The organism is Frankia sp. CcI49, assembly GCF_001983215.1.
Taxonomy (GTDB): Bacteria; Actinomycetota; Actinomycetes; order Frankiales; family Frankiaceae; genus Parafrankia; species Parafrankia irregularis.
Genome location: NZ_MOWP01000014.1, coordinates 354,507 through 375,849, shown reverse-complemented (window position 1 = coordinate 375,849; position 21,343 = coordinate 354,507). Strand labels below are relative to the sequence as shown.

Here is a 21,343-nt window from a genome sequence, read left to right as displayed (position 1 = left end):
AAACCTCGGGTCCTGCTCAGTAGCAGAGGCAGCCCGAAGCCCGGGATTCTGTTTCGGGATCATCGAACATCGACGATGGAAAAGGTTCAATGACACGGATCGTGGGCGGCAGTGCTGGAGGGCGTCGCCTCGAGGTGCCACCGGGYACCGGCACCAGGCCGACCTCCGACCGGGCGAGGGAGGGCCTRTTCAACACCCTCGGCACGCTGGTCGATCTGACCGGCGCCCGGGTGGCGGACCTGTACGCGGGTTCGGGCGCGGTCGGACTGGAGGCGTTGTCCCGTGGCGCGGCACACGCCCTTCTGGTGGATCGTGACGCGGGTGCCGCCCGCATCCTGCGCCGCAATGTCGAGGCGCTGGGCCTGCCCGGGGCCGAGGTGGTGCGCGCCGCGGTCGCCCGGGTGGTGGAGGTGCCGCCGACCGCTCCCTACAACGTGGTCTTTCTCGACCCGCCCTACGCCCTGGCCGACGCCGAGCTGGGCGTCGTGCTCGGCCGGCTGGCGAGCGGCGGATGGGTGGCCGCGGGGGGCGTCTGCGTAGTCGAACGCGCTGCTCGGAGCGGGCCTGTGGCCTGGCCCGACGGGCTTGTGGCGCTCCGTGAGCGCAGGTACGGAGAGGGGGTCCTCTGGTACGGTAATCGATCATGAGGAGGGCAGTCTGTCCCGGATCGTTCGACCCCATCACCAACGGTCACCTCGACATCATCGTGAGAGCCAGCCGGCTCTTCGACGAGGTCGTCGTCGCCGTTCTGATCAACAAGTCGAAGGCCAACCTGTTCACTGTCGATGAACGGATGGATCTCATCCGGGAGGCGGTCGCCGCACATCCGGCCGCACCGACCAACATCATCGTCGAGTCGTCACATGGCCTGCTCGTCGACTTCTGCCGGGTGCGCGGCATTCAGTCGATCGTCAAGGGTCTGCGTGCGGTGAGTGACTTCGACTACGAGCTTCAGATGGCGCAGATGAACCATTCCCTGGCGGGTGTGGAGACGCTGTTCATGAGCACCAATCCGCAGTACGCGTTCCTTTCGTCGAGTCTGGTCAAGGAGGTGGCGCGGTACGGCGGCGACGTCTCCGGGCTGGTTCCCGACGTCGTGCTCAAGGGTCTGCGGGACCGTTCCGGCCTGTAGCTGTGTTCCGCTCGCGGGCCCGCGCCTACACGGGCCCGCGAGCCCGTCGCCGGATGGCGTCGAGTCGCTACCCGACGTCGAAGTAGGACTTCTGGGGCATCGTGGTCTGACCGTGTGCGTTAACGGAGTGTCGCTACTGGGTGATTCGTCGGCTGGTCGTAACCTACCGCTCATGGATGATCTCGCTGAGCGCCTCGATCTGATCATCGTCTTGGTCGAGGGGGCGCGGGCGATGCCGCTGTCGGCGTCCTGCGTGCTCAACCGGGCCGAGCTGCTGGAGGCTCTGGAGGATCTCCGGGCGCGGCTGCCCGAGCGGCTGGCCGATGCCGACCGGGTCCTGCTGGAGAGCGAGGCGATCATCGACGACGCGCATCGGCGGGCCGCGGCGATAGTCGCCGACGGTCGCCGGGAGGGCGCGCGGCTGGCCTCGGGCAGTGCCGTGGTCGTGCGGGCTGAGTCCGACGCCGCGGCGATCATGGCTGCCGCCCGTCAGGCCTCGGATGACATGCGCAGCCAGATCGACTCGTATGTCGACGGGAAGCTGGCCGGTTTCGAGGAGCTGCTCGACCGCACCCTGGCGTCGGTGGCCCGAGGCCGGGAGCGGCTCGCGTCGCGAGGTGCGGTCGCGACCGCGGCGGCCGTCGGTGCGCCCGGTCATCCGGCCCCGGCCGGTGCGGTCCCCGTCCACGCGGGTGCGGTTCACGCGGGTGCGGCAGCCGACGAGCCGGAACGGCCGATGGCTGGCGACGTCGTCGACCGCGAGGGCGGCGAGCCGTCAGGGCTCTCCCGGATGTCCTATGGCGGCCCGGGCGCCGCCTTCGCCTCCGGAGCCGAGCGTTGGGCCGGTGTCCCGGCGGCCCGCGGTGGCATGACCGGTCATGTTCGTCTGACCTCGGCCTGACCTTTCGGGCTGCCTGCCCCACGGTGCCGGAGCGCCGATCGGGGGGAGTGGGCGCGATCGGATACGCTGGTAGTCCGTGCCCGGTGACGTGGGTGCGTAACTTCCGACCGGGCCTGGTTCGCTTCATCCCGGGTCGGGCAGGCCGGCGGTCAGCCGGTCCGCTCTCGCTGGCCTGCGTCAGCGGTCGGGAGGATCAGGGTGGGTGATCTCTGTGCTGGATCCGAGGCAGTTCGGTCGGTATCGGTACGATCGGCCTCCCGCCCCCAGGTCAGTCCCGTAACGACCGTGACGTGAGAACATCTGCTGTGACCGCCATGACCACACAACGAGCCCGTCGGCGTGCCCCCCGGGGTCCCTATGTGCTCGACACCCGTGAGCTCGGCCGTAGGCCGGGTTCACTTCGTCGTGTCGAGACCACGATTGTCCAGCCGTCCGACTTCGGCACCGAGATTCTGCGCGTGCCCGAGGGTGCCGCTGTGCGGCTCGACCTGCGGCTCGAGTCGGTCATGGAGGGGGTCCTGGTGAGCGGCGTGGTGACCGCGCCGTTGGCCGGGGAGTGCGCCCGCTGCCTGGAGGAGGTCACGGACACGACGTCCGTCGACATCAGGGAGCTGTTCTACTACCCCGAGCGGGCCGTCGAGACCGAGGACGAGGGCGACACCTGCGTCCTCGTCGAGGATCATGTCGACATCGAGCCGGTCGTTCGTGACGCGGTGGTGCTCAGCCTTCCGCTGTCACCACTGTGCMGGCCGGACTGCGCAGGCCTGTGCGTCGACTGCGGCGCTCGTCTTGACGAGGTCGGTCCGGACCATTCCCACACCCGGCAGGACCCGAGATGGGCGGCGCTGTCCGGTCTCGCCCAGGATCCCGCTATCACCGAGAACAAGGAGAAGGACTAGTGGCCGTCCCGAAGCGGCGCACCTCGCGCAGCAACACCCGGTCCCGTCGCGCGCAGTGGAAGGCCAAGGTGCCGACGCTCGCGAAGTGCTCGCGCGGGCACGTCATCCGTCCGCACACGATGTGCACGACCTGCGGCCGCTACAACGATCGCCAGGTTCTGGACGTCTGACCACGGTGTGGCACGCGTAGCTGTCGATCTGATCGGGGAGGGCCTTCCACCGGAGGACCTCCTCGATGAACTTGCGACGGCGCTCGATCTTGATCCGCGGCTGACGTTGACCGTGGTGGCGCCCACGGCCAGTGTCGAGTCCGCGCTCGCGGCGAGTGGCGTCCTCTCCGGTGGGCGATGCCAGCTGGTCAACGCGGCGCGCGGGGTCGCGGCAGGTCCGGAGGCGTTGAGCGAGGTTCGGGCGCGGCGTGACTCCGGCGTACGGGTGGCGGCGCGGCTGGTGCGGGACGGGCAGGCTGACGCGATGGTGTCGGTCGCTCCGTTGGAGGCCGTGCTGGCCGCGGCGAGGTTCACGCTCGGCCTGGTCCCGGGCGCGACCCGAACCGCCGCCGCGGTCATCCTCGGTTCCGTGAGCTCTCCCGTGGTCCTGTGCGACGCGGGCGGCTCGGTGGACGTGACCGCCGACGAGCTTGCCCAGTTCGCCCTGTCGGGCACCCGGTACGCGACAGCCTGCCACGGAGTCGTCCGTCCGCGGGTCGGTCTGCTGTCGGCGCGCCCGGCGTTGCAGGACCAGCTCCGGCGCTCCGCGGGTGATCTGCTCTCCTCGCTCGGGCTGCACTTCGTCGGGCCGGTCACCGCCGACAGGCTGCGCACCGGGGCCGGTGTGGACGTCGTCGTGACCGACGGCTTCACCGGCGATGTCGTGCTTGCCGCGCTGGGACGGCGTGCCGCGTCGACATGGGTCGGGTCGGACCCGGCTTCACCGCCGGCGGTCGGTTCGGAACTTCAGGGGGGAATGATCGTGCTGGGAGTGGACGGTACAGCCGTCCAGGTGGGCAGGCCGTGCGCGGCCGGCCCCGGGCGGGCGGGCGATCTGTCCGCGGCGGTGGGTGCGGCGGCCGGCGCGGTGCGTGCCGGGCTCGCCGGATCGGTTCGTGATGCCATGGCGACGTTGGTCGAGCGGCGCCGGGAGCTGGCGGGGCTGTCCCGATGAGCCGGGTGCAGTCGGTTCCGCCGCCGCGGGACGGGCTGGTCGAGGCGCTGCAGGTCGACGTCGATCCCGAGCTGCTGGATCGGGCGCTGACGCACCGGTCGTACGCCTATGAGAACGGTGGCCTGCCTACCAACGAGCGGCTGGAGTTCCTCGGCGACGCGGTGCTCGGCCTGATCGTGACGGCCGCGCTCTTCCGCCGCCACCCCGACCTCCCGGAGGGCCAGCTCGCCAAGCAGCGCGCCTCGGTGGTCAACATGCGGGCGCTCGCCGATGTGGCGCGGCGCATCGGACCGACCGGCATCGGGCCATATCTGCTGCTTGGCCGGGGCGAGGAGGCCACCGGTGGGCGTGACAAGCCGAGCATCCTCGCGGACACGCTGGAAGCGGTGATCGGCGCCGTCTACCTCTCCAACAGCCTTGACGTGGCCTCCGGCTTCGTCCATCGACTCTTCGACCCGCTGCTGGACGAGGCTGCCGGCCGCGGCGCCGGGCTGGACTGGAAGACGTCGCTGCAGGAACAGACGGCGCTGCTGGGTCTCGGCCCGCCGGACTATGTGGTCACCGAGGCCGGCCCTGATCACGCCAAGCGGTTCACGGCCTTCGCGCGGGTCGCCGGCGAGGTGTTGGGCGAGGGCGAGGGCGGCAGCAAGAAGGAGGCCGAGCAGCGTGCCGCGGCGACGGCCTTCGCGATGCTGGAGAAGCGCGCCACCGCCGCGGATGACGGCGAGCCGCAACAGGACAAAGCAGACGGGGCGGCCACGGAAGGTGCCGCTGTGGGCGGTGCCGCAGTGGGCGGTGCCGCTGTGGAGGGTGCTACCGGCCGCGACCCGGCGGCCGGTGCGGGCGACGCAGGATGATCCGGTTTCGCCGAGTTCGCCGATGATCCGCTGTGCCTGAGCTGCCCGAGGTCGAGGTCGTCCGGCGCGGCCTGGAGCGGGGCGTGGTCGGCCGCGTGATCGACGGCGTGGAGGTCTATCACCCACGGGCGGTTCGCCGCCATGCCGCCGGCCCTGATGACTTCGCCGCGGTCCTGCTAGGGCGGACCGTGACCACCGCGTGCCGGCGGGGAAAGTATCTGTGGCTCGGTCTTTCTCCGCAGGGCGCCGAAGCTGCCGGGCCCGAGGCCATCGAGGCAGCGGCTGCTGAGGCAGAGGCAGAGGCAGCGGCTGTCGGGGTGGGCGAGTCACTGCTGGGGCATCTCGGCATGAGCGGGCAGCTTCTTGTGGTCCCGTCGGACAGCCCGGACCAGGTTCACCTGCGGGTCCGGTTTCGCTTCGGTGACGGCGGGCGCGAGCTCCGCTTCGTCGACCAACGGACGTTCGGTGGCCTGGCGGTGGTCTCCGGCGCGGACCTGCCGACCTCGATCGCGCACATCGCACCCGACCCGCTTGCCGCCGACTTCGACGTCGAGCGCTTCGTCGACGCGCTTCGTCGGCGCCGCACCGGTCTCAAGCGTGCGCTTCTCGACCAGACGCTGATCAGCGGCGTCGGCAACATCTACGCGGACGAGGCACTGTGGGCGGCCCGCCTGCACTACGCGCGCCCCACCGAGACGGTCTCCCGCGCCGAGGCGCACCGGCTGCTGGAGGCCGTCCGTACGGTGATGACGGCAGCTCTGGCCGCGGGGGGAACCTCCTTCGACCGGCTGTATGTCTCCACCGAGGGCGTGAGCGGTCTGTTCGAGCGCTCCCTGGAGGTCTACGGCCGCGAGGGCGAGCAGTGCTCGCGCTGCGCCGCGCCCATCCGCCGCGAGGCGTTCATGAACCGCTCCAGCTACACCTGCCCGGTGTGCCAGCCGCGTCCGCGCCGAGCTCGGTGGTAGGATTTCGAACACACATTCGATCAACGACGGTGTGTTCGCGGTAGGTGTGGGCCGACGTGAACATAGCCCGACTCGCGATCGTCGGCCCGACGTGAACGTGGCCCGATATGAGCGGGTGCCGTTCGGGAGATATATTGATCAAGAAGGTGTGTTGATCAAATAGTTGCAGGTTCGATCCGAATCAGCCTCGTCCATGGCCGTGACCGGGAGCTGACGACGACAAGGTCGTGCCCGGTTCGGCGAGGTCTCACAGACGTGTTCTCCTCCGGCTGTATCCAGGCCGGAGCAGGACCATGGACGGAGGCGCCATGAACCCCGATGCTCTGCTCGGCCGGGTGCGCAAGCTGCTGGCGATGGCGGAGGCCGAAGGCCTGCCTGAGGCGGCTCGGGAGAACTACAACGCCAAGGCCGCGGAACTCATCGCCCAGTACGGGATCGACCGTGCCCTCGTCGAGGACGGTGCCCCGGCGGGCGCCGTCGCGGGCGATGTCGTGATGAGCGTGGACGCGCCCTACGCGCGGGACAAGATCTCGCTGTTGGCCAGTGTGGCGGACCCGCTGGGCTGCCGCCTTGTGCACAGGACGGTGCCTGCGCCGAGCGGCGTCGGCGGGACCGTGCACACCGCGCACCTGTTCGGGATGGCGGCGGATATCGAACGCGTCCAGATGCTGTACACGTCGTTGCTCGTGCAGCAGGCGCACGGTCTCGCGGCGGCGCGGCCGCCGGTGTGGGAAGATCCGCGAGCTTTCCGGCGGTCCTGGATGGCCGGCTTCTCGGTCGCGGTGCGTGATCGGCTCGCGCTCGTGGAGGAGGCGGCACGCAGGAGGGCTGAGAACGAGGGCAGAACAACCGCGGCCGACGGAGCGGGAGAACAGCGGTCGGTCGCAGTCGTGCTGGCCAGCCGGGAGGGGCTCGTCGAGGCGCATCTCGCCCGCGTCTATCCGCGGCTGCGCACGACGCGTACGCGCCAGCTCTCAGGATCCGGTGGCAGGGACGGCTACCAGGCCGGCCAGCGGGCGGATCTGGGGGAAGGTCGGCGGGTGCCGACGCAGGAACGACCGGAGATCGGCTGAGCTGCTCGGGCGGTACCCGCGAGCGAACCAGCCGATCGCGGTGGATCCGATGTTCGGTGGATCTGGTGTGAAGTAGCTCTTGGTGCGAAGTAGCTCTGTCGGCGTGGCCGCGGCGGCCACGCCGATCCAGGCCCCACTACAACTTGCCGCCGGGGAGGTTGGGTACCGCGGTCTGGGTCGGACGCTCGCCGCGGGGCGGAGCGTAGCCCGGGCCGATGACGGTTTCGGACGGTACCGGGACCGGCGTGACACTCCGGATGCCCTCGGTGCTGGCATGCGGAACCGGGATCACTCCTCCATCCTGGGAGAAGTTCTGCCCACAGCCGGAGAGCAGGAGTGCGGTACCCATCGAACAGACGGCGGCCACGCACGCGAGCGACCGGCGACGGCCTGATCGCCCAGGCGTGCGCACATGGTCACCAATGGTGGTGCCGTTCGACGGCGTCCCCTGCCCCGGCCCCACGCGAACGGTGGCCTCGGTGCCCCTGTTGAGCTGCGCGCTCTCGATGTACATGGTGTCCACAATGGCTAGTACCCTACCGCTCCGATGAACGAGATTCGCGCGACGAACGGCGCCTCCAGCAGGGACGTGGTCCGCCTCACCGCCCGGGTCGAAGGTCTGGTTCAGGGTGTGGGGTTCCGTGACTATGTCCGTACCAAAGGGCGACGTCTCGGACTTGCCGGGTCTGCGACGAATTTGCCCGACGGTGCGGTCGCGGTGATCGCCGAAGGAGACCGGGCTGCCTGTGAGTCGCTCCTCGACCTACTTGTGACCGGGCACACACCGGGTCGAACCGACCGTGTCGAGCACGTGTGGAGTGAGGCACGTGGTGGATTGGCGGGCTTCCTTCGGCGTTGATGCGCGGCGCCGTCGATTGAACAAGCGAGCAATCCGCGGCGACGTCCGTGCGAACGGAGTCGAACTTCACAGAGAAGCCCGCGTTGACGGAAGTGTGTTTTTGCCCAACGAGACCATGTGATCACGGCGCGTCGGTCGATCATTGATGCGCCTGGTTGGCGCGCACCCGGCGACTTTCCCTGCGTCCATGGATGATCGTGGCTGGTGACGGGCCCGATCGTGGCAGCCCGTCGGCGCGGAACAAGCCGCGTGTCACCGGCGCCACATGCCGAACCGTGGACGAACCTGCTGCATCTGGTCCCGCCATGTGTCCCGTCGGGTGTTCGCGGGCGAGGATTTTCTGATGTTCGTGGGACCGCACGTGGGCCTTGTGGCATGCTCTTGACTTTCGGTGGCCTGACGTGGGATTCTTAGGTCATTCTCTGGGGCGCACTCTGATCGTTCTGATCTCGTCGCTCCCACACATCCCGCTAGGTCACTCATCGTGGAGGACCATCACCATGGCGAAGGCCCTATTCGGCCACGTCGGTACTGGCAGCGACATGCGTCTCTCGTACGAGGTACGCCGTCTTCGCGCCCGGGTAGCGGAGCTCGAGGCTGAGCTCGCACGCGTACGGGCAGTGAACGAGGCGCTCGTCGACGGGGTTGACGTACCCGCTGACGTCCGGGCACTCGAGGTCGAGCCCGCGCTCACCTGAGCCGAGCTCACAAGTAGTTCCACATCCGGGCACTTCGGGTGCCCCACATACCGGGTTGAGCGCGGTGAGGGTCCCTGACCTCCTTGCCGGGCGGGCTCCCTCATGCCCTGGTGCGCACCCTTTTGGGTGAGTGCTGCGCTTGAAGGGGCTGTGCCTGGCTCGGGGTGGGTTCTCGTGCGTCCTCGTGTTGCCCTGTATGTGGTGTTCTGAGGTGTATTAGGCAGGTGTTGGTCGAGGCGGGGTGCGGTTCGCCCTGCCATCGGCAGGCCCGTTGCCCGCCTGGCAGGCGCGCTGTCCTGGTGCCTGACGCGTGCTGTCGGACGCGTGGCGTGGCACGGGCGTCGCATCCGGTGGGCAGGTCGCCGGATGACAGTCCTTGCGCGGGGGCGCCGCGTCGAGGCTCCGGGTGCCGCTCGGTACGATAAGCAGGTCCAACCTGGAATGATCTTGTTGTTGGACTGATCTTGTCGTGGACCGGTGGACCATCGGTCCGGTAACGGTTTTTCGTTCCGTCCGCCGCCCGGAGCCCGGTGCATCTAAAAAGTCTCACCCTGCGGGGTTTCAAGTCGTTCGCGAGCTCGACCACCTTGCACCTCGAGCCCGGCATCACCTGTGTCGTCGGCCCCAACGGCTCGGGTAAGAGCAACGTGGTCGACGCGATCGCCTGGGTGCTGGGCGAGCAGGGCGCCAAGGCGCTGCGCGGCGGCACGATGTCCGACGTCATCTTCGCCGGAACGCCGGCGCGCCCGGCTCTGGGCCGGGCCGAGGTGCTACTGACCATCGACAACACCGACGGCGCGTTGCCGATCGAGTATTCCGAGGTCACCGTCGGGCGGCTGATGTTCCGCAGCGGCGAGAGCGAATACACCATCAACGGTACGGCCTGCCGCCTTCTGGACATCCAGGAGCTGATGAGTGACTCCGGCATCGGCCGGGAGCTTCATGTCGTCGTCGGGCAGGGCCAGCTGGACGCCGTCCTCCATGCCCGCCCCGAGGATCGCCGGTCGTTCATCGAGGAAGCCGCGGGCGTCCTCAAACACCGCAAACGCAAGGAAAAGGCGCTTCGCAAGCTCGAGGCGATGGCCGCCAACCTCACCCGTCTCACGGACCTGTCCGCCGAGCTGCGGCGGCAGCTCGGCCCGCTGGGCCGCCAGGCGGAGATCGCCCGCAAGGCCGGCGTGATCCAGGCGAGCCTGCGGGACGCGCGGCTGCGCCTGCTCGCCGACGACCTCGCCACGGCTCGGGCGTCCGTCGTCACCGACGCGGCGGACGAGGAGGCACTGCGAGCCAGGGTGGCCCGCACCGAGCGAGTGCTCGCCGACGGGCAGCGCCGAGAGGCGGAGCTGGAGGCTCGCCTCGCCGAAGTGGTTCCCCAGGCGGCCCAGGCGGCCGAGACCTGGTACGGCCTCGCCTCCGTCCGGGAGCGGTTGCGGGGGAGCAGATCCCTCGCTGCCGAGCGGTCACGGCTGCTCGGCGCCGCGGAGGAAAGCCGCAGCGGTCGCGATCCGGACGAGTTGGAGCAGGAGGCGACGGCGGTCCGGGAGCAGGAGCTCGCGCTGACGGAGCGGCTGGAGCTGGACCGCGAGACTCTGGAAGAGGTTGTGGCCCGTCGCGGCTCTCTTGAGGAGCAGGTGGCGAACGAGGAGAAGGCACTTCTCGCGGCTGCGAAGGCCGCGTCGGACCACCGGGAGGGGCTCGCCCGACTCGCCGGCCGGGTGGACGCGGCCCGGTCGCGCGCCGCGTCCGCCGAGGCCGACATCATCCGGATGACCGAGGCCCTGCAGGCGGCCCACGCGCGGGACGAGGAGACGGCCGGGTCCCGGGCGGCGCTCGACACCGAGCTGGCCCGGATCGAGACCGCACGCCAGGAGCTCGGGGAACGGCACAGCGAGGCGGTCGCCGTGCACGAGGCCGCCAGCGAGCGCCTGGAGGCGTTGCGGGACGCCGAACGGGCAGCGGAGCGCGATCGTGCCTCCTGGCAGGCACGTCGGGAGGCGCTGGAGCTTTCGCTCGCGCCGGCTGACGGCGCCACCGCGCTGCTGCGCGCCGCGGTCGAGTCCACGTCCGGGTCGGCGGCGTCGCCGCCGCCGCCGTCGCTGTCGTCGCTGCCATCGCCGCCGACGGGGGAGCCGGCGGCTTCTGTGGGCGCGTCGGCGGACGGCAACCGAGGCGGGCGTGGCGGTGGGAAGAAGCGCCAGGGCCGCTCCGGGCGTCGCGGCGAGGCCGAGGCCGAGATCGTCGTCGAGCTCCCGCCGCTCGACTCGTCCATCGAGATCATCGGACGTCTCGCCAGCTTTGTGACCGTCGCACCGGGTGCTCAGGCGGCGATCGCGGCCGCCCTCGGGCCGGTGGCGGACGCGTTGCTCGTGGGGACGTCCGAGGACGCGCTCGCCGCGCTGCGCTGGTTGCGCGGTGCCGACGCCGGCCGCGCCGCTCTGGTCGCGGCGGATTCAGCGGATGTAGCGAGTTCAGCGGACGCAGTGCGCGGGGCGGATGCGGCGGACACAGCGGACCTGGGGCGCGGACCGGGTGTTGCCGAGCCGCTGCCGGCCGGCTCGCTGCCGGCGCTGGAGCTGGTCACGGTCACGGATCCGCGTTTCGACGCCGCGGTGCGGGAACTTCTCGCCGACGCGGTCGTCGCGGACGATCTGGACGTCGCCGCCCAGGTGCTCGCCGGTCGTCCGCGCGCGACGGTCGTCACCAGGGACGGTGACGTCGCGGGGCGGCGGTCGGCGGTGGGCGGCAGCGCCACGCCGCCTTCGGTCCTCGAGGTCCAGACCGCCGCGGACGAGGCGGACCGCGGGTCCCTCGAGGCGCTGGCCCGTCGGGAAGCCGCCCGTGAGGAGCTCGGCCCGGCCCGGGCGGAGGTGGAGCGGGCTCGGGGCGCGATCGACGCGGTGCTCGCCGAGCGGCACGGGGCCGATGCCCGTCATCGCGCGCTTTCGGAGCACCTCGCCCAGATCGAGCGGACCCGCGGCACGGCGGCCGGCGAGATCAGCCGGCTGGAACGTTCCAGGCTCGCGGCGGAGGCCGCCCGAGACCAGGCCTACGGCGCCCTGACGGAGCTGGAGGCGCAGCTCGCGGCGAGCTCCGCCGAACCGGACGTCGGTGAGCGCTCGCCGCAGCAGCGCGACCGCCTGGTCGCCGAGACCTCCGCCGTTCGTGCGGCCGAGGTCGAGGCCCGGCTGGCCGTGCGTACCAGTGAGGAGCGCGCGCGTGGCCTGCACGGCCGGGCGGACGCACTCATGCGGTCGGCGGCGAACGAGCGGGCGGCGCGGGCGGCTGCCGCTCGCCGCCGAGAGGTACGTGAACGCCACGCCGCGGCGGCGGCCGCCCTCGCCGCGGCCGCGGACACCGCGCTGGACGCGCTGGAGCGATCGCTGGCCACCGCCGCCACGGAGCGGGAGACCGCCGAGGCCGCCCGGCGCGAGACCGAGGAGGCCCTGGGCACTGTCCGGGAGCAGGTGCGCGGCTGGGCCACCGAGCTGACGGGCCTGCGTGACGCCGCTCACCGCGAGGAACTGGCCCGAGCGGAGAAGCGCCTGCGGGTGGAGACGCTGGAGGCCAAGGCCCTGGAGGAACACGGCGTCGAGGCCGACGACCTGGTCGCCGAGTTCGGCCCGGACGTGCCGGTGCCTCCGGACGAGCCCGATGGCGAGGCGACGCCGTTCGACCGCGCGCAGCAGGTCGAGCGGGCGGCGCGGGCGGAGAAGCAGCTCACCCGACTGGGGAAGATCAACCCGTTGGCGCTGGAGGAGTTCGCCGCGCTGCAGGAACGCGCCGCGTTCCTGTCCACCCAGCTGGAAGACCTGAAGAGCACACGACGTGACCTGCTGCTTGTGGTGGACGAGGTGGACGCCCGCGTCCGCGAGGTGTTCGCCACCGCGTTCGCCGACACGGCGCGGGAGTTCGAGATCGTCTTCGCGACCCTGTTCCCGGGGGGTGACGGCCGGCTTGTCCTGACCGATCCGGACGACATGCTGACGACCGGTATCGAGGTCGAGGCCCGACCGCCCGGCAAGAAGGTCAAGCGGCTGTCCCTGCTCTCGGGCGGTGAACGGTCACTGACCGCGCTCGCGTTGCTGCTGGCCATCTTCCGGGCGCGGCCGTCGCCGTTCTACGTCCTGGACGAGGTCGAGGCCGCGCTGGACGACCGCAATCTCGGCCGGCTGCTCAACGCCATCGAGGGCCTGCGGGAGAAGTCCCAGTTGATCATCATCACGCACCAGAAGCGGACGATGGAGATCGCGGACGCGCTCTACGGTGTGGCGATGCGCGGCGACGGCATCACGACCGTGATCAGTCAGCGGCTGCGCGCCCGCGCCTCAGCCTGACCTGCCGCTCCGGCCGGGCTCGGCACGTTCGGCGCTGCCATCAACGCCACCGGCGCTGCCCGTCACCAGCGCCGCCATCAACGCCATCGGCGGCGCCCGTCACCAGCGCCACCACCGGCGTCGGTGCCCGAAACCCCACGGTCTGGCCACCCCGTTCGCCATAGCGCCGGGGGTGGACGGGCGATGGTCGCGCCGCGATCTGTAAGGATCGTGGCGTGGAGCTGGTCATCCTCATCGTCCTCATCGCCGTCGCCCTGGTGGGGGTCGTTGGTCTCGTCGCAGGTAGCGCGCTTCGGGGGCGCACCCGGCGGGGCCCGATCCGACCGGGCCCGGACTCGAGCGGCCTCGACGCGGGCGCCGCGTCGCCCGGTTCCGTCACCGAAGTCGCACCCGGCGCCTCGCCGGGCCTCGCTGCGGGCGCACCGCCTGCGGTGGCTCGTCCAGGCGGTCCCGAACCCGCGGCTGAGCCGGCGGAACGTGCCGGTCAGGCCGGAGTGCCGGGCGGGGCGACCGAGCCGGCGGAGGAGATCGCTCCGGCCGCCGGCGGGGCGGTGACGGCGGAGCCCGAGATTGTTTCTCCGCGTGCCCCGTTGGAGGTGCCGGCTCCCGCGATGGGCCGGATCGTCCGGCTGCGCGCCCGACTGGCTCGCTCCCAGAACGCGCTCGGCCGCGGCCTGCTCGCGCTGCTCTCGGGCGACAACCTGGACGAGGAGGCCTGGGAGGACGTCGAGTCGACGCTGCTCGTCGCGGACGTCGGGGTGGCCGCCACGGCGGAGATGGTGGACGCGCTGCGGGAACGGACGAAGGTGCTCGGCGCTCGCACGGCGGCCGACGCGCGCGCGATGTTGCGAGACGAGCTGCTCGCCCAGGTGGGCACGAGCATGGACCGGTCGCTTCGCACCAGTGCGCCGGACCGGCCGGCCATCCTGCTCGTGGTGGGTGTCAACGGCACCGGCAAGACCACGACCTGCGGCAAGATCGCCCGTCTGCTCGTGGCGGAGGGCCGATCCGTCGTGCTCGGCGCGGCGGACACCTTCCGGGCGGCGGCGGCGGACCAGCTGGAGACCTGGGGCGGTCGGGTGGGCGCGACGACCGTGCGTGGCCCGGAGGGCGGTGACCCGGCGTCCGTCGCGTTCGACGCGGTGAAGCGCGGGATCGATGACGGCGCCGACACGGTGCTCGTCGACACCGCCGGTCGGCTGCACACGAAGGTCGGCCTGATGGACGAGCTCTCCAAGATCAAAAGAGTGGTGGTCAAGCAGAGCCCGGTCGACGAGGTCCTGCTGGTGCTGGACTCCACCACCGGTCAGAACGCCCTCACCCAGGCGCGGGTCTTCACCGAGGCCGTCGACATCACCGGTGTGGTTCTCACCAAGATGGACGGGACGGCCAAGGGGGGCATCGTCATCGCGGTGCAGCGGGAGCTGGGTGTGCCGGTCAAGCTGATCGGGCTCGGCGAGGGCCCGGACGATCTCGCGCCGTTCGAGGCCGAGGCGTTCGTCGACGCACTGCTGGGCGAGCCGGCCTGACCTGACGGCTCGCCGGCGGACCCGTCGTCCTCGGACGCCCTGCCGGTGGACGTCCTGCCGGTTGGACCTGCTGCCGGTGGATGTGTTGCCGGTGGACGCAGGGACCACATTCTTGGTTGTCGCCGGCCTTCCCAGCGGCCAGTCGCAGCTCTACGCTTTCCGCGTGTGCGGATCCGTCGGGATCCGCGGACTGCCGCGCCCAGTCTCGACCAGGAGCGCCTCGGTCGTCACCGAGCGTCCGCCAGGAGTTTCGGTCGGGCTTTGAGCCTCCGGCGAGGTGTCTCGCCCTCCTCAGCGCAGAGGGCGGAGCCGGCCGGCCTCGTGCCGGGTTCCGTGCGGGCACGCCTCGCCGGGCTGGGCCGGCCTGGTGGGCCGGCCCAGGCTCGGCTGGGCAGGGCCGGCGTCCACATCGGCGTCGACTGTCGTCCCGACCCCCGCTTCCGGATCAGCGAGTGATGCGTACGCTGGTGGCTGCGGTTCGTCTGCGATCTCGGAGTGTGTGCGCGTGTTCGACACCCTTTCCAGCCGCCTCGACAAGGTCTTCACGTCGCTGCGGGGCAGGGGGCGGCTGACCGACGCCGACATCGACGCCACCGCCCGAGAGATCCGGGTGGCGCTGCTGGAGGCCGATGTCGCCCTCCCCGTGGTCCGCGGTTTCGTCGCGGCCGTCAAGGAGCGGGCGCGCGGCGCCGAGGTGAGCGCGTCGCTCAACCCGGCGCAGCAGGTCATCAAGATTGTCAACGAGGAGCTCATCGCCATCCTCGGTGGCGGCACCACCACGGTGCGTTTCGCGAAGACGCCGCCCACCGTGATCCTGCTCGCGGGTCTGCAGGGCACCGGTAAGACGACCCTCGCCGGCAAGCTCGGCCGGTGGCTGAAGGCCCAGGGGCACACCCCGCTGCTCGTGGCCGCCGACCTGCAGCGCCCGAACGCGGTGAACCAGCTCCAGGTCGTCGGAGGCCGGGCCGGGGTCGAGGTGTTCGCGCCCGAGCCGGGCAACGGTGTGGGTGACCCGGTCCGGGTCGCGCGGGATGCGCTCGCCCACGCCCGCCGCCACGTCTTCGACGTGGTGGTCGTCGACACCGCCGGCCGGCTCGGTGTCGACGAGGAGATGATGCGCCAGGCCGCCGACATCCGGGACGCGGTCTCGCCGGACGAGATCCTTTTCGTGCTCGACGCCATGATCGGTCAGGACGCGGTCTCCACCGCCCAGGCGTTCGCCGACGGCGTCGGTTTCTCCGGTGTCGTCCTGACCAAGCTTGACGGCGACGCCCGTGGTGGCGCCGCGCTGTCGGTGGCCCGGGTGACCGGCGCGCCGATCATGTTCGCCTCCACCGGCGAGTCCCTCGAGGACTTCGACGTCTTCCACCCCGAGCGGATGGCGTCGCGCATCCTCGGCATGGGTGACGTGCTCACGCTCATCGAGCAGGCCGAGAAGGCGTTCGAGGTCGAGCAGGCCGAGGCGATGGCCGTGAAGATGGCCACCGCCGAGTTCACCCTCGAGGACTTCCTCGAGCAGATGCTGACCGTGCGCAAGATGGGCCCGATCGGCAACCTGCTCGGCATGCTTCCCGGCATGGGGCAGATCAAGGATCAGCTCGCCCAGGTGGACGATCGCGACCTGGACCGGGTGGTCGCGATCATCCGCTCCATGACCCCGGCCGAGCGGCGCGACCCGAAGATCCTGCAGGCGTCCCGGAAGGCCCGTGTCGCGCGTGGCTCCGGAGTCACCGTCACCGAGGTCAACCAGCTGTTGGACCGTTTCGGTGAGGCCCGCAAGATGATGAAGCAGATGGCCGGCGGGTCCGGGTTGATTCCCGGCCTGGGCCGGGGGAAGGCCGCGCAGGCCCGCAAGGCGCCGAAGAAGGGCAAAGGCGCGCGCCGCAGCGGAAACCCGGCGGCCCGGGCCGCGCAGTCGCAGGATCGCAAGACCGGGCAGGACGGGCCGCCCGCGCTCGGTCCGGGCATGGCCCCGGGGCCCGAGGGCATGCCGGACCTCTCGGCTCTGATTCAGCAGAGCGGCCTCGGCGGCAACGGTTCTGGCGGCAAGGGGACCCCGCCGCGGCGCCCCCGTTCAGGCCGCTGACACCGATCGGGGCGCGGTGGCCGGGGTCGATCGGGAACGCTCCCGACTCCCCGGGCGCGGTCCCGGCAGGTGATCTGGCAGACTGTAAGGTCATACCGGCGTTGCCTGCCGGCGTCGGCGTGGCCGCCATCGGGCGTGTTCCCCGGAGTTCTGGGGGAGTGCCAGGGTGGTCTGTCGTCGGCGGTGTTCTCCCGCCATCGGGGTGTCACGGGTGCCCGTGTAGCTCTGGTGGTCATCGATATGTCTGGAGCCGTTCGACCACCGTGGCAACAAAGATCAAACTTCAGCGCCTCGGCAAGATGCGCGAGCCGCACTACCGCATCGTCGTCGCCGACGCCCGTACCAAGCGGGACGGCCGGGTCATCGAGGCCATCGGGCAGTACCACCCCAAGTCGGACCCGAGCATCATCAAGGTCGACGCGGAGCGCGTCGGCCACTGGCTCTCGGTCGGCGCGCAGCCGACGGAGCCGGTGCTGGCGATCCTCAAGGTGACTGGCGACTGGCAGAAGTTCAAGGGCCTGCCGGCGCCTCCGCCGATGAGGTTCCCGGCGCCGAAGGCCGACAAGCGCGAGGTCTTCCAGGAGGCTGCCCGTGCGGCCGCCGACGCGGCGGACAAGCCGGCGACGACCCCGAAGAAGGCGAAGAAGTCGGCTGCCGCCGACGACGCCGAGACGGCGTCCGCAGAGCCGGTCGCGGGGCAGTAGGTGCTCGAGGCGGCTCTCGAACACCTCGTCCGCGGCATCGTCGACTATCCCGACGATGTGCGGGTCGATCTGTCGAGTAACCGGCGCGGCCGGACGCTGGAGGTGCGGGTGCATCCCGACGACCTCGGCAAGGTGATCGGTCGCCGTGGCCGGACAGCCCGGGCGCTGCGTACCGTGATGGGCGGTGTGGGCGGTCGCGGTCTGCGTATCGACGTTGTCGACGTGGACCGGTGATGTCCGTCTCCTCCGTTCACGGGCGCGCCGCAACCTCTCATGGGTGAGCCCGTCATCGTCGGGCGGGTCGGGCGTCCGCATGGTGTTCGCGGTGATGTCACCATCGACGTCCGGACGGACCTGCCCGAGCGGCGTTTCGCGCCCGGGTCCGTGCTGGGCCGTCAGGTCGCGGGTGACTCGGCGACGGCGGCGGGTGTCCCCGCCGCCACGGGTGACTCCGGCACGGGTAACGGCAGCACGGGTACGGGCGCGACCTCGCCGCTCGGCGCGACGGCGACGTCCACTCAGCCGATGCTGCGGGTCGTGACCTCCCGGTGGCATTCCGGCCGGTTGCTGGTCCGGTTCGACGGTGTGGGCGACCGCAACGCCGCGGAGGCGTTGCGGGGCACCCTGCTGACCATCGACTCCGACGAGTCCGGGTCACCGGCGGAACCCGACGACGACGATGACGGCGACCTGTGGTGGGACCGTGATCTCGTCGGCCTGCGGGCGCAGACGCCCACGGGCGAGCCGCTCGGCGACGTGATCGACGTGATCCATTCACCGGCCGGGGAGATGCTGGCGATCAGCAGGGCCGGCGGGGGAGAGCACCTCATCCCCTTCGTCCGGGAGATCGTCCCGACGGTTGACCTGGAGGCAGGCCACATCGTCGTCGACCCGCCACCTGGCCTGCTCGACCTCGACTGATCCGCCGCCGAGGTGGGGCGGATCACCGTCGCGCCAACGGCACCTGATCCGACGGCCGACGGCACCTTCTCCGACGAAGGCGGACGGATGCGCATCGACGTCCTGACGATCTTCCCGGACTACCTGCGTCCGCTGGAGCTCGCTCTGGTCGGGCGTGCGGCCGCCCGGGATCTGGTCGACATCCACACCCATGACCTGCGGCAATGGACTCATGACGTCCATCGGACGGTCGACGACGCTCCCTATGGCGGCGGGCCGGGCATGGTCATGCGCCCAGAGCCATGGGATGCGGCGCTGCGGGCCGTCAGTGGTGGTGATCCCACCCGCCGTCCTCGCGTGGTGGTTCCGACGCCTGCGGGCGTCCCGTTCACCCAGCGCTATGCGGCCGAACTCGCGGAGCAGGACTGGCTGGTCTTCTGCTGCGGCCGGTACGAGGGCATCGACGGCCGGGTGGTCGAGGCCTGGGCCGACGACGAGATCTCCATCGGCGACTACGTTCTCGCCGGCGGGGAGGCCGCCACGCTCGTGATCGTCGAGGCGGTGACGAGGCTGCTTCCCGGTGTTGTCGGCAACGTCGAGTCCATCACCGACGACTCCTTCGCGCATGGCCTGCTTGAGGGTGCGGTGTACACCCGTCCGCCGGTCTGGCGGGAGCGTGAGGTGCCCGCGATCCTCCGCTCCGGTGATCATGCGGCCATCGCCCGGTGGCGCCGGGACGAGGCTCTGCTGCGTACCCGGCGCAGACGTCCTGAGCTGCTCGAACGGATCGAACTGTCCGCGGCTGACCGGGCGGTCCTGGCGAACGCGCCGAATGCGCGGAGTGCCCCGCCGAACGGCGGCGACGGTCTCGAGGGCAGCACGGCGTGACGGCGTGACGGCGTGACGCGCGCAGGTGACGGATCCGGCCTGGCGGGGGCGGCGCGGGTGGCCTGGACAGGGCCTGCCGACCGGACACCTCGCTCGTGTGGCACAGTAGGATGCGGTGTCCGCTGGTTCCTGACCGACGGTGTCACGCAACACTGACCCGTCACCCGCCGGCCTGGTTGAACTGACCTGGTCGGTCCGTGACGTTGTCGGTTGGTGGCCTTGTCGGTCTGCCGATCCGGCGCACCCGGTCGGCCCGCCGATCCGGCGTAACCGCTGTTCTGCCGCTTCGCCGTCCTGGCGCATGCTTCGTCCGGCCACGTGCCGGTGTGATGCCGTGTGACCGGGAGGTCGGAAGGCCGCAGCGAAACGCTGGTCGTGGCCGGCGGACCGTTTCATGCATTTGCCTGTGACAACCCTGAGGAAAGCGACTGCCATGCACACCCTGGACAGCCTCGACGCCGAGTCGCGCAGGACGGACGTGCCGGAGTTCTGGCCGGGCGACACGCTGAAGGTCCACGTGCGCGTGGTCGAGGGTAACCGCCAGCGCATCCAGGTCTTCCAGGGCGTGGTGATCCGTCGCCAGGGCGGCGGTGTCCGGGAGACGTTCACCGTTCGCAAGGTGAGCTTCGGCGTTGGCGTCGAGCGGACCTTTCCGCTCCACAGCCCCATCGTCTCGCGCATCGAGGTCGTGACGCGCGGTGACGTCCGCCGGGCGAAGCTCTACTACCTTCGCCAGCTTCGTGGCAAGGCCGCGAAGATCAAGGAGAAGCGCGAGCCGGTCGGCCGCTGAAGCTCCCGGTGAACCGTCGCCAGAGGCCTTCCGGTTGGTGGGTATCTGGCGACTGGCCGGTCACCAAACCACTCCACCGCGCGGGCGGTGCATCAGGATGGTCAGGTCGTGGGCTGATCCGGTCGATTGCGGTCCGGTCAGACCGCGGCCTTGGCGGGCCTCTGCCTGTCCGATGACGAATGACGGCCGACCTGGCGAGGTGGCGCAGTGAGTGGATCCGACCGCGGCACACCCGAACCGTTCGACGGTTCGGGTGAAGGCGATCCGGCGTCTGCCGGTCCTGGGCCGCACGGTGACGCCCAGGGTCCCGCGGTTTCTGGCATGGATCCGGGCGTGACGGGTTCGCGTCCGGATCCCGCCGCCGCCGGGCTTGGTTCCGGTGCCGATGACGGGTCCGCGCGACCCGTCGGCCCCGTCAACTCCGTCGATGTGGATCCCGCCGAGCCGGTCAAGGACCCCGCTGAGCTGGTCAAGCCCTTTGAGCCGGTCGTGGCCGGCGTCAACGCGGGCATCGGCGGCGGCGTGCTGGGAGCCGCGTACGAGGCGGAGACGAGCGCTTCGTCCGGGCCCGAGGAGCGCGGGCGTGACGAACACGGGAGCGGGGCCTCGCCGGCCACCGGCCGGCGGGTCGCTCGGCCGGACACCGGCCGGGACCGCGGGCGGGGCTCGTTCCTACGTGAGCTCCCGATCCTGGTACTCGTCGCCTTCCTGCTCGCGCTGCTGATCAAGACCGTCTTCGTGCAGGCGTTCTGGATTCCGTCCGAGTCGATGGAACGGACGCTGCTCATCGACGACCGCGTGCTGGTGAACAAGGTCATCTACCACTTCCAGGACGTGCACCGCGGCGAGATCGTGGTGTTCAACGGTGAGGGCACCGGCTTCGAGCGGGAGTCGGTCGTCAGCGAGCCCGGCAGCGGGCTGAGCCGGTTCGTCCGGAACGTTCAGGAGCTGCTGGGCCTCGGCGCCCCCAGCGAGAAGGACTTCATCAAACGTGTGATCGGAGTCGGTGGGGACGTCGTCGCCTGCTGCGATGACGCCGGGCGCGTGACGGTGAACGGCAAGGCCCTCGACGAGCCCTACGTCTACGAGAACGATTTCCAGGAGTTCGGTCCGATCACGGTTCCGGACGGAGACCTGTGGCTGATGGGTGACCACAGGTCCCGGTCATCGGACTCGCGACAGAACGGTCCGGTGCCGCAGGACAAGGTGATTGGCCGCGCGTTTGTGCGGGTCTGGCCACTCGGGCGCTTCGGCATCCTTTCGGTGCCGGACACCTTCTCCGGGGTGCCGTCGGCCAGCGCCGCGAATCGCGGCAACGCGGAGCACGAGCCGGTCGCGTCCGGGGCGGGCCTGCCGGGGTCGGCGGACGCGCTCCTGGCGCCGGTGGCGGCCTTGGCGCTCGTGGTCCCTGGCCGTCGGCGTCGTCGTGCCGGGCTGGGACGGCCCGGGCGGTCCGGACGGGCGGTTGGTCTGTGGCCGAGGTCCGCGCGTGCGCGCCGGGGGATTGTCCGGTCGCGCGTGCGACGCGCTGACCGTCGGCCTGACGTGGGTGGTTCGCCCTGAT

Annotated in this window: 21 protein-coding genes; 20 read left to right on the top strand and 1 reads right to left on the bottom strand. The window is 70.9% G+C overall.

The window, feature by feature from the left end:
- Window positions 1-89 precede the first annotated feature (89 nt).
- From rsmD to CcI49_RS13385, 9 genes are all read left to right on the top strand, one after another.
- Window positions 90-647, top strand: a complete 558-nt coding sequence (rsmD, locus tag CcI49_RS13425; RefSeq protein WP_054565012.1) for a 16S rRNA (guanine(966)-N(2))-methyltransferase RsmD — start codon at window positions 90-92, stop codon at window positions 645-647.
- On the top strand, window positions 644-1,132 hold the full coding sequence (gene coaD / locus CcI49_RS13420; protein ID WP_054565011.1) for a pantetheine-phosphate adenylyltransferase: 489 nt from the start codon (window positions 644-646) through the stop codon (window positions 1,130-1,132). The genes rsmD and coaD overlap by 4 nt, the downstream gene beginning before the upstream one ends.
- A 172-nt stretch (window positions 1,133-1,304) precedes the next feature.
- Window positions 1,305-2,033 (top strand): hypothetical protein, encoded by a 729-nt coding sequence (locus CcI49_RS13415; RefSeq protein ID WP_054565010.1) that lies wholly within the window; start codon window positions 1,305-1,307, stop codon window positions 2,031-2,033.
- 314 nt (window positions 2,034-2,347) lie between these two features.
- Complete coding sequence (locus CcI49_RS13410; RefSeq protein WP_006545181.1) at window positions 2,348-2,932, top strand: YceD family protein; 585 nt, start codon at window positions 2,348-2,350, stop codon at window positions 2,930-2,932.
- A complete protein-coding gene (gene rpmF, locus CcI49_RS13405) occupies window positions 2,932-3,102 on the top strand; it encodes a 50S ribosomal protein L32 (protein WP_054565009.1) in 171 nt (56 codons plus the stop codon). The genes CcI49_RS13410 and rpmF overlap by 1 nt, the downstream gene beginning before the upstream one ends.
- Before the next feature lie 7 nt (window positions 3,103-3,109).
- Window positions 3,110-4,096: a phosphate acyltransferase gene (locus CcI49_RS13400; RefSeq protein WP_076826816.1), complete on the top strand. Its 987-nt coding sequence runs from the start codon at window positions 3,110-3,112 to the stop codon at window positions 4,094-4,096.
- Window positions 4,093-4,953 carry a ribonuclease III gene (gene rnc / locus CcI49_RS13395; protein WP_054565007.1) on the top strand — a complete coding sequence of 287 codons (861 nt, stop codon included), beginning with the start codon at window positions 4,093-4,095 and terminating at the stop codon, window positions 4,951-4,953. The genes CcI49_RS13400 and rnc overlap by 4 nt, the downstream gene beginning before the upstream one ends.
- A 32-nt stretch (window positions 4,954-4,985) precedes the next feature.
- On the top strand, window positions 4,986-5,918 hold the full coding sequence (mutM, locus tag CcI49_RS13390; RefSeq protein ID WP_076826813.1) for a bifunctional DNA-formamidopyrimidine glycosylase/DNA-(apurinic or apyrimidinic site) lyase: 933 nt from the start codon (window positions 4,986-4,988) through the stop codon (window positions 5,916-5,918).
- Window positions 5,919-6,226: 308 nt separating this feature from the next.
- Window positions 6,227-6,991: a DUF2786 domain-containing protein gene (locus tag CcI49_RS13385; RefSeq protein WP_054565448.1), complete on the top strand. Its 765-nt coding sequence runs from the start codon at window positions 6,227-6,229 to the stop codon at window positions 6,989-6,991.
- Between the two features lie 136 nt (window positions 6,992-7,127).
- On the opposite strand, the gene CcI49_RS13380 is transcribed toward CcI49_RS13385, so the two are convergent.
- Window positions 7,128-7,505 (bottom strand): hypothetical protein, encoded by a 378-nt coding sequence (locus tag CcI49_RS13380; protein WP_054565005.1) that lies wholly within the window; start codon window positions 7,503-7,505, stop codon window positions 7,128-7,130.
- A gap of 33 nt (window positions 7,506-7,538) precedes the next feature.
- On the opposite strand from CcI49_RS13380, the gene CcI49_RS13375 reads away from it, so the two are divergent.
- The 11 genes from CcI49_RS13375 (at window position 7,539) to lepB (ending at window position 21,342) form a co-directional block, all read left to right on the top strand.
- The gene (locus CcI49_RS13375) at window positions 7,539-7,850 is read left to right on the top strand and encodes an acylphosphatase (protein WP_076826810.1); all 312 of its coding nucleotides are present in this window, start codon (window positions 7,539-7,541) and stop codon (window positions 7,848-7,850) included.
- Window positions 7,851-8,350: 500 nt separating this feature from the next.
- Window positions 8,351-8,548, top strand: a complete 198-nt coding sequence (locus tag CcI49_RS13370) for a hypothetical protein (protein WP_054565004.1) — start codon at window positions 8,351-8,353, stop codon at window positions 8,546-8,548.
- Window positions 8,549-9,078: 530 nt separating this feature from the next.
- On the top strand, window positions 9,079-12,882 hold the full coding sequence (locus CcI49_RS13365; protein ID WP_076826808.1) for an AAA family ATPase: 3,804 nt from the start codon (window positions 9,079-9,081) through the stop codon (window positions 12,880-12,882).
- Between the two features lie 215 nt (window positions 12,883-13,097).
- Window positions 13,098-14,411, top strand: coding sequence for a signal recognition particle-docking protein FtsY (gene ftsY / locus CcI49_RS13360; RefSeq protein WP_054565002.1), 1,314 nt, complete (start codon window positions 13,098-13,100; stop codon window positions 14,409-14,411).
- Between the two features lie 505 nt (window positions 14,412-14,916).
- Complete coding sequence (gene ffh, locus CcI49_RS13355; RefSeq protein WP_054565447.1) at window positions 14,917-16,497, top strand: signal recognition particle protein; 1,581 nt, start codon at window positions 14,917-14,919, stop codon at window positions 16,495-16,497.
- Window positions 16,498-16,760: 263 nt separating this feature from the next.
- On the top strand, window positions 16,761-17,201 hold the full coding sequence (gene rpsP / locus CcI49_RS13350) for a 30S ribosomal protein S16 (RefSeq protein ID WP_054565001.1): 441 nt from the start codon (window positions 16,761-16,763) through the stop codon (window positions 17,199-17,201).
- On the top strand, window positions 17,202-17,435 hold the full coding sequence (locus CcI49_RS13345; protein ID WP_006544182.1) for an RNA-binding protein: 234 nt from the start codon (window positions 17,202-17,204) through the stop codon (window positions 17,433-17,435).
- 39 nt (window positions 17,436-17,474) lie between these two features.
- Window positions 17,475-18,122, top strand: coding sequence for a ribosome maturation factor RimM (gene rimM / locus CcI49_RS13340; RefSeq protein ID WP_076826806.1), 648 nt, complete (start codon window positions 17,475-17,477; stop codon window positions 18,120-18,122).
- A gap of 87 nt (window positions 18,123-18,209) precedes the next feature.
- Window positions 18,210-18,989 carry a tRNA (guanosine(37)-N1)-methyltransferase TrmD gene (gene trmD / locus CcI49_RS13335; protein ID WP_054565446.1) on the top strand — a complete coding sequence of 260 codons (780 nt, stop codon included), beginning with the start codon at window positions 18,210-18,212 and terminating at the stop codon, window positions 18,987-18,989.
- A 433-nt stretch (window positions 18,990-19,422) separates the two neighbouring features.
- Complete coding sequence (gene rplS / locus CcI49_RS13330) at window positions 19,423-19,779, top strand: 50S ribosomal protein L19 (protein WP_018640599.1); 357 nt, start codon at window positions 19,423-19,425, stop codon at window positions 19,777-19,779.
- A gap of 207 nt (window positions 19,780-19,986) precedes the next feature.
- Window positions 19,987-21,342, top strand: coding sequence for a signal peptidase I (gene lepB, locus CcI49_RS13325; protein ID WP_076826804.1), 1,356 nt, complete (start codon window positions 19,987-19,989; stop codon window positions 21,340-21,342).
- The last annotated feature ends 1 nt before the right edge of the window (window position 21,343 follow it).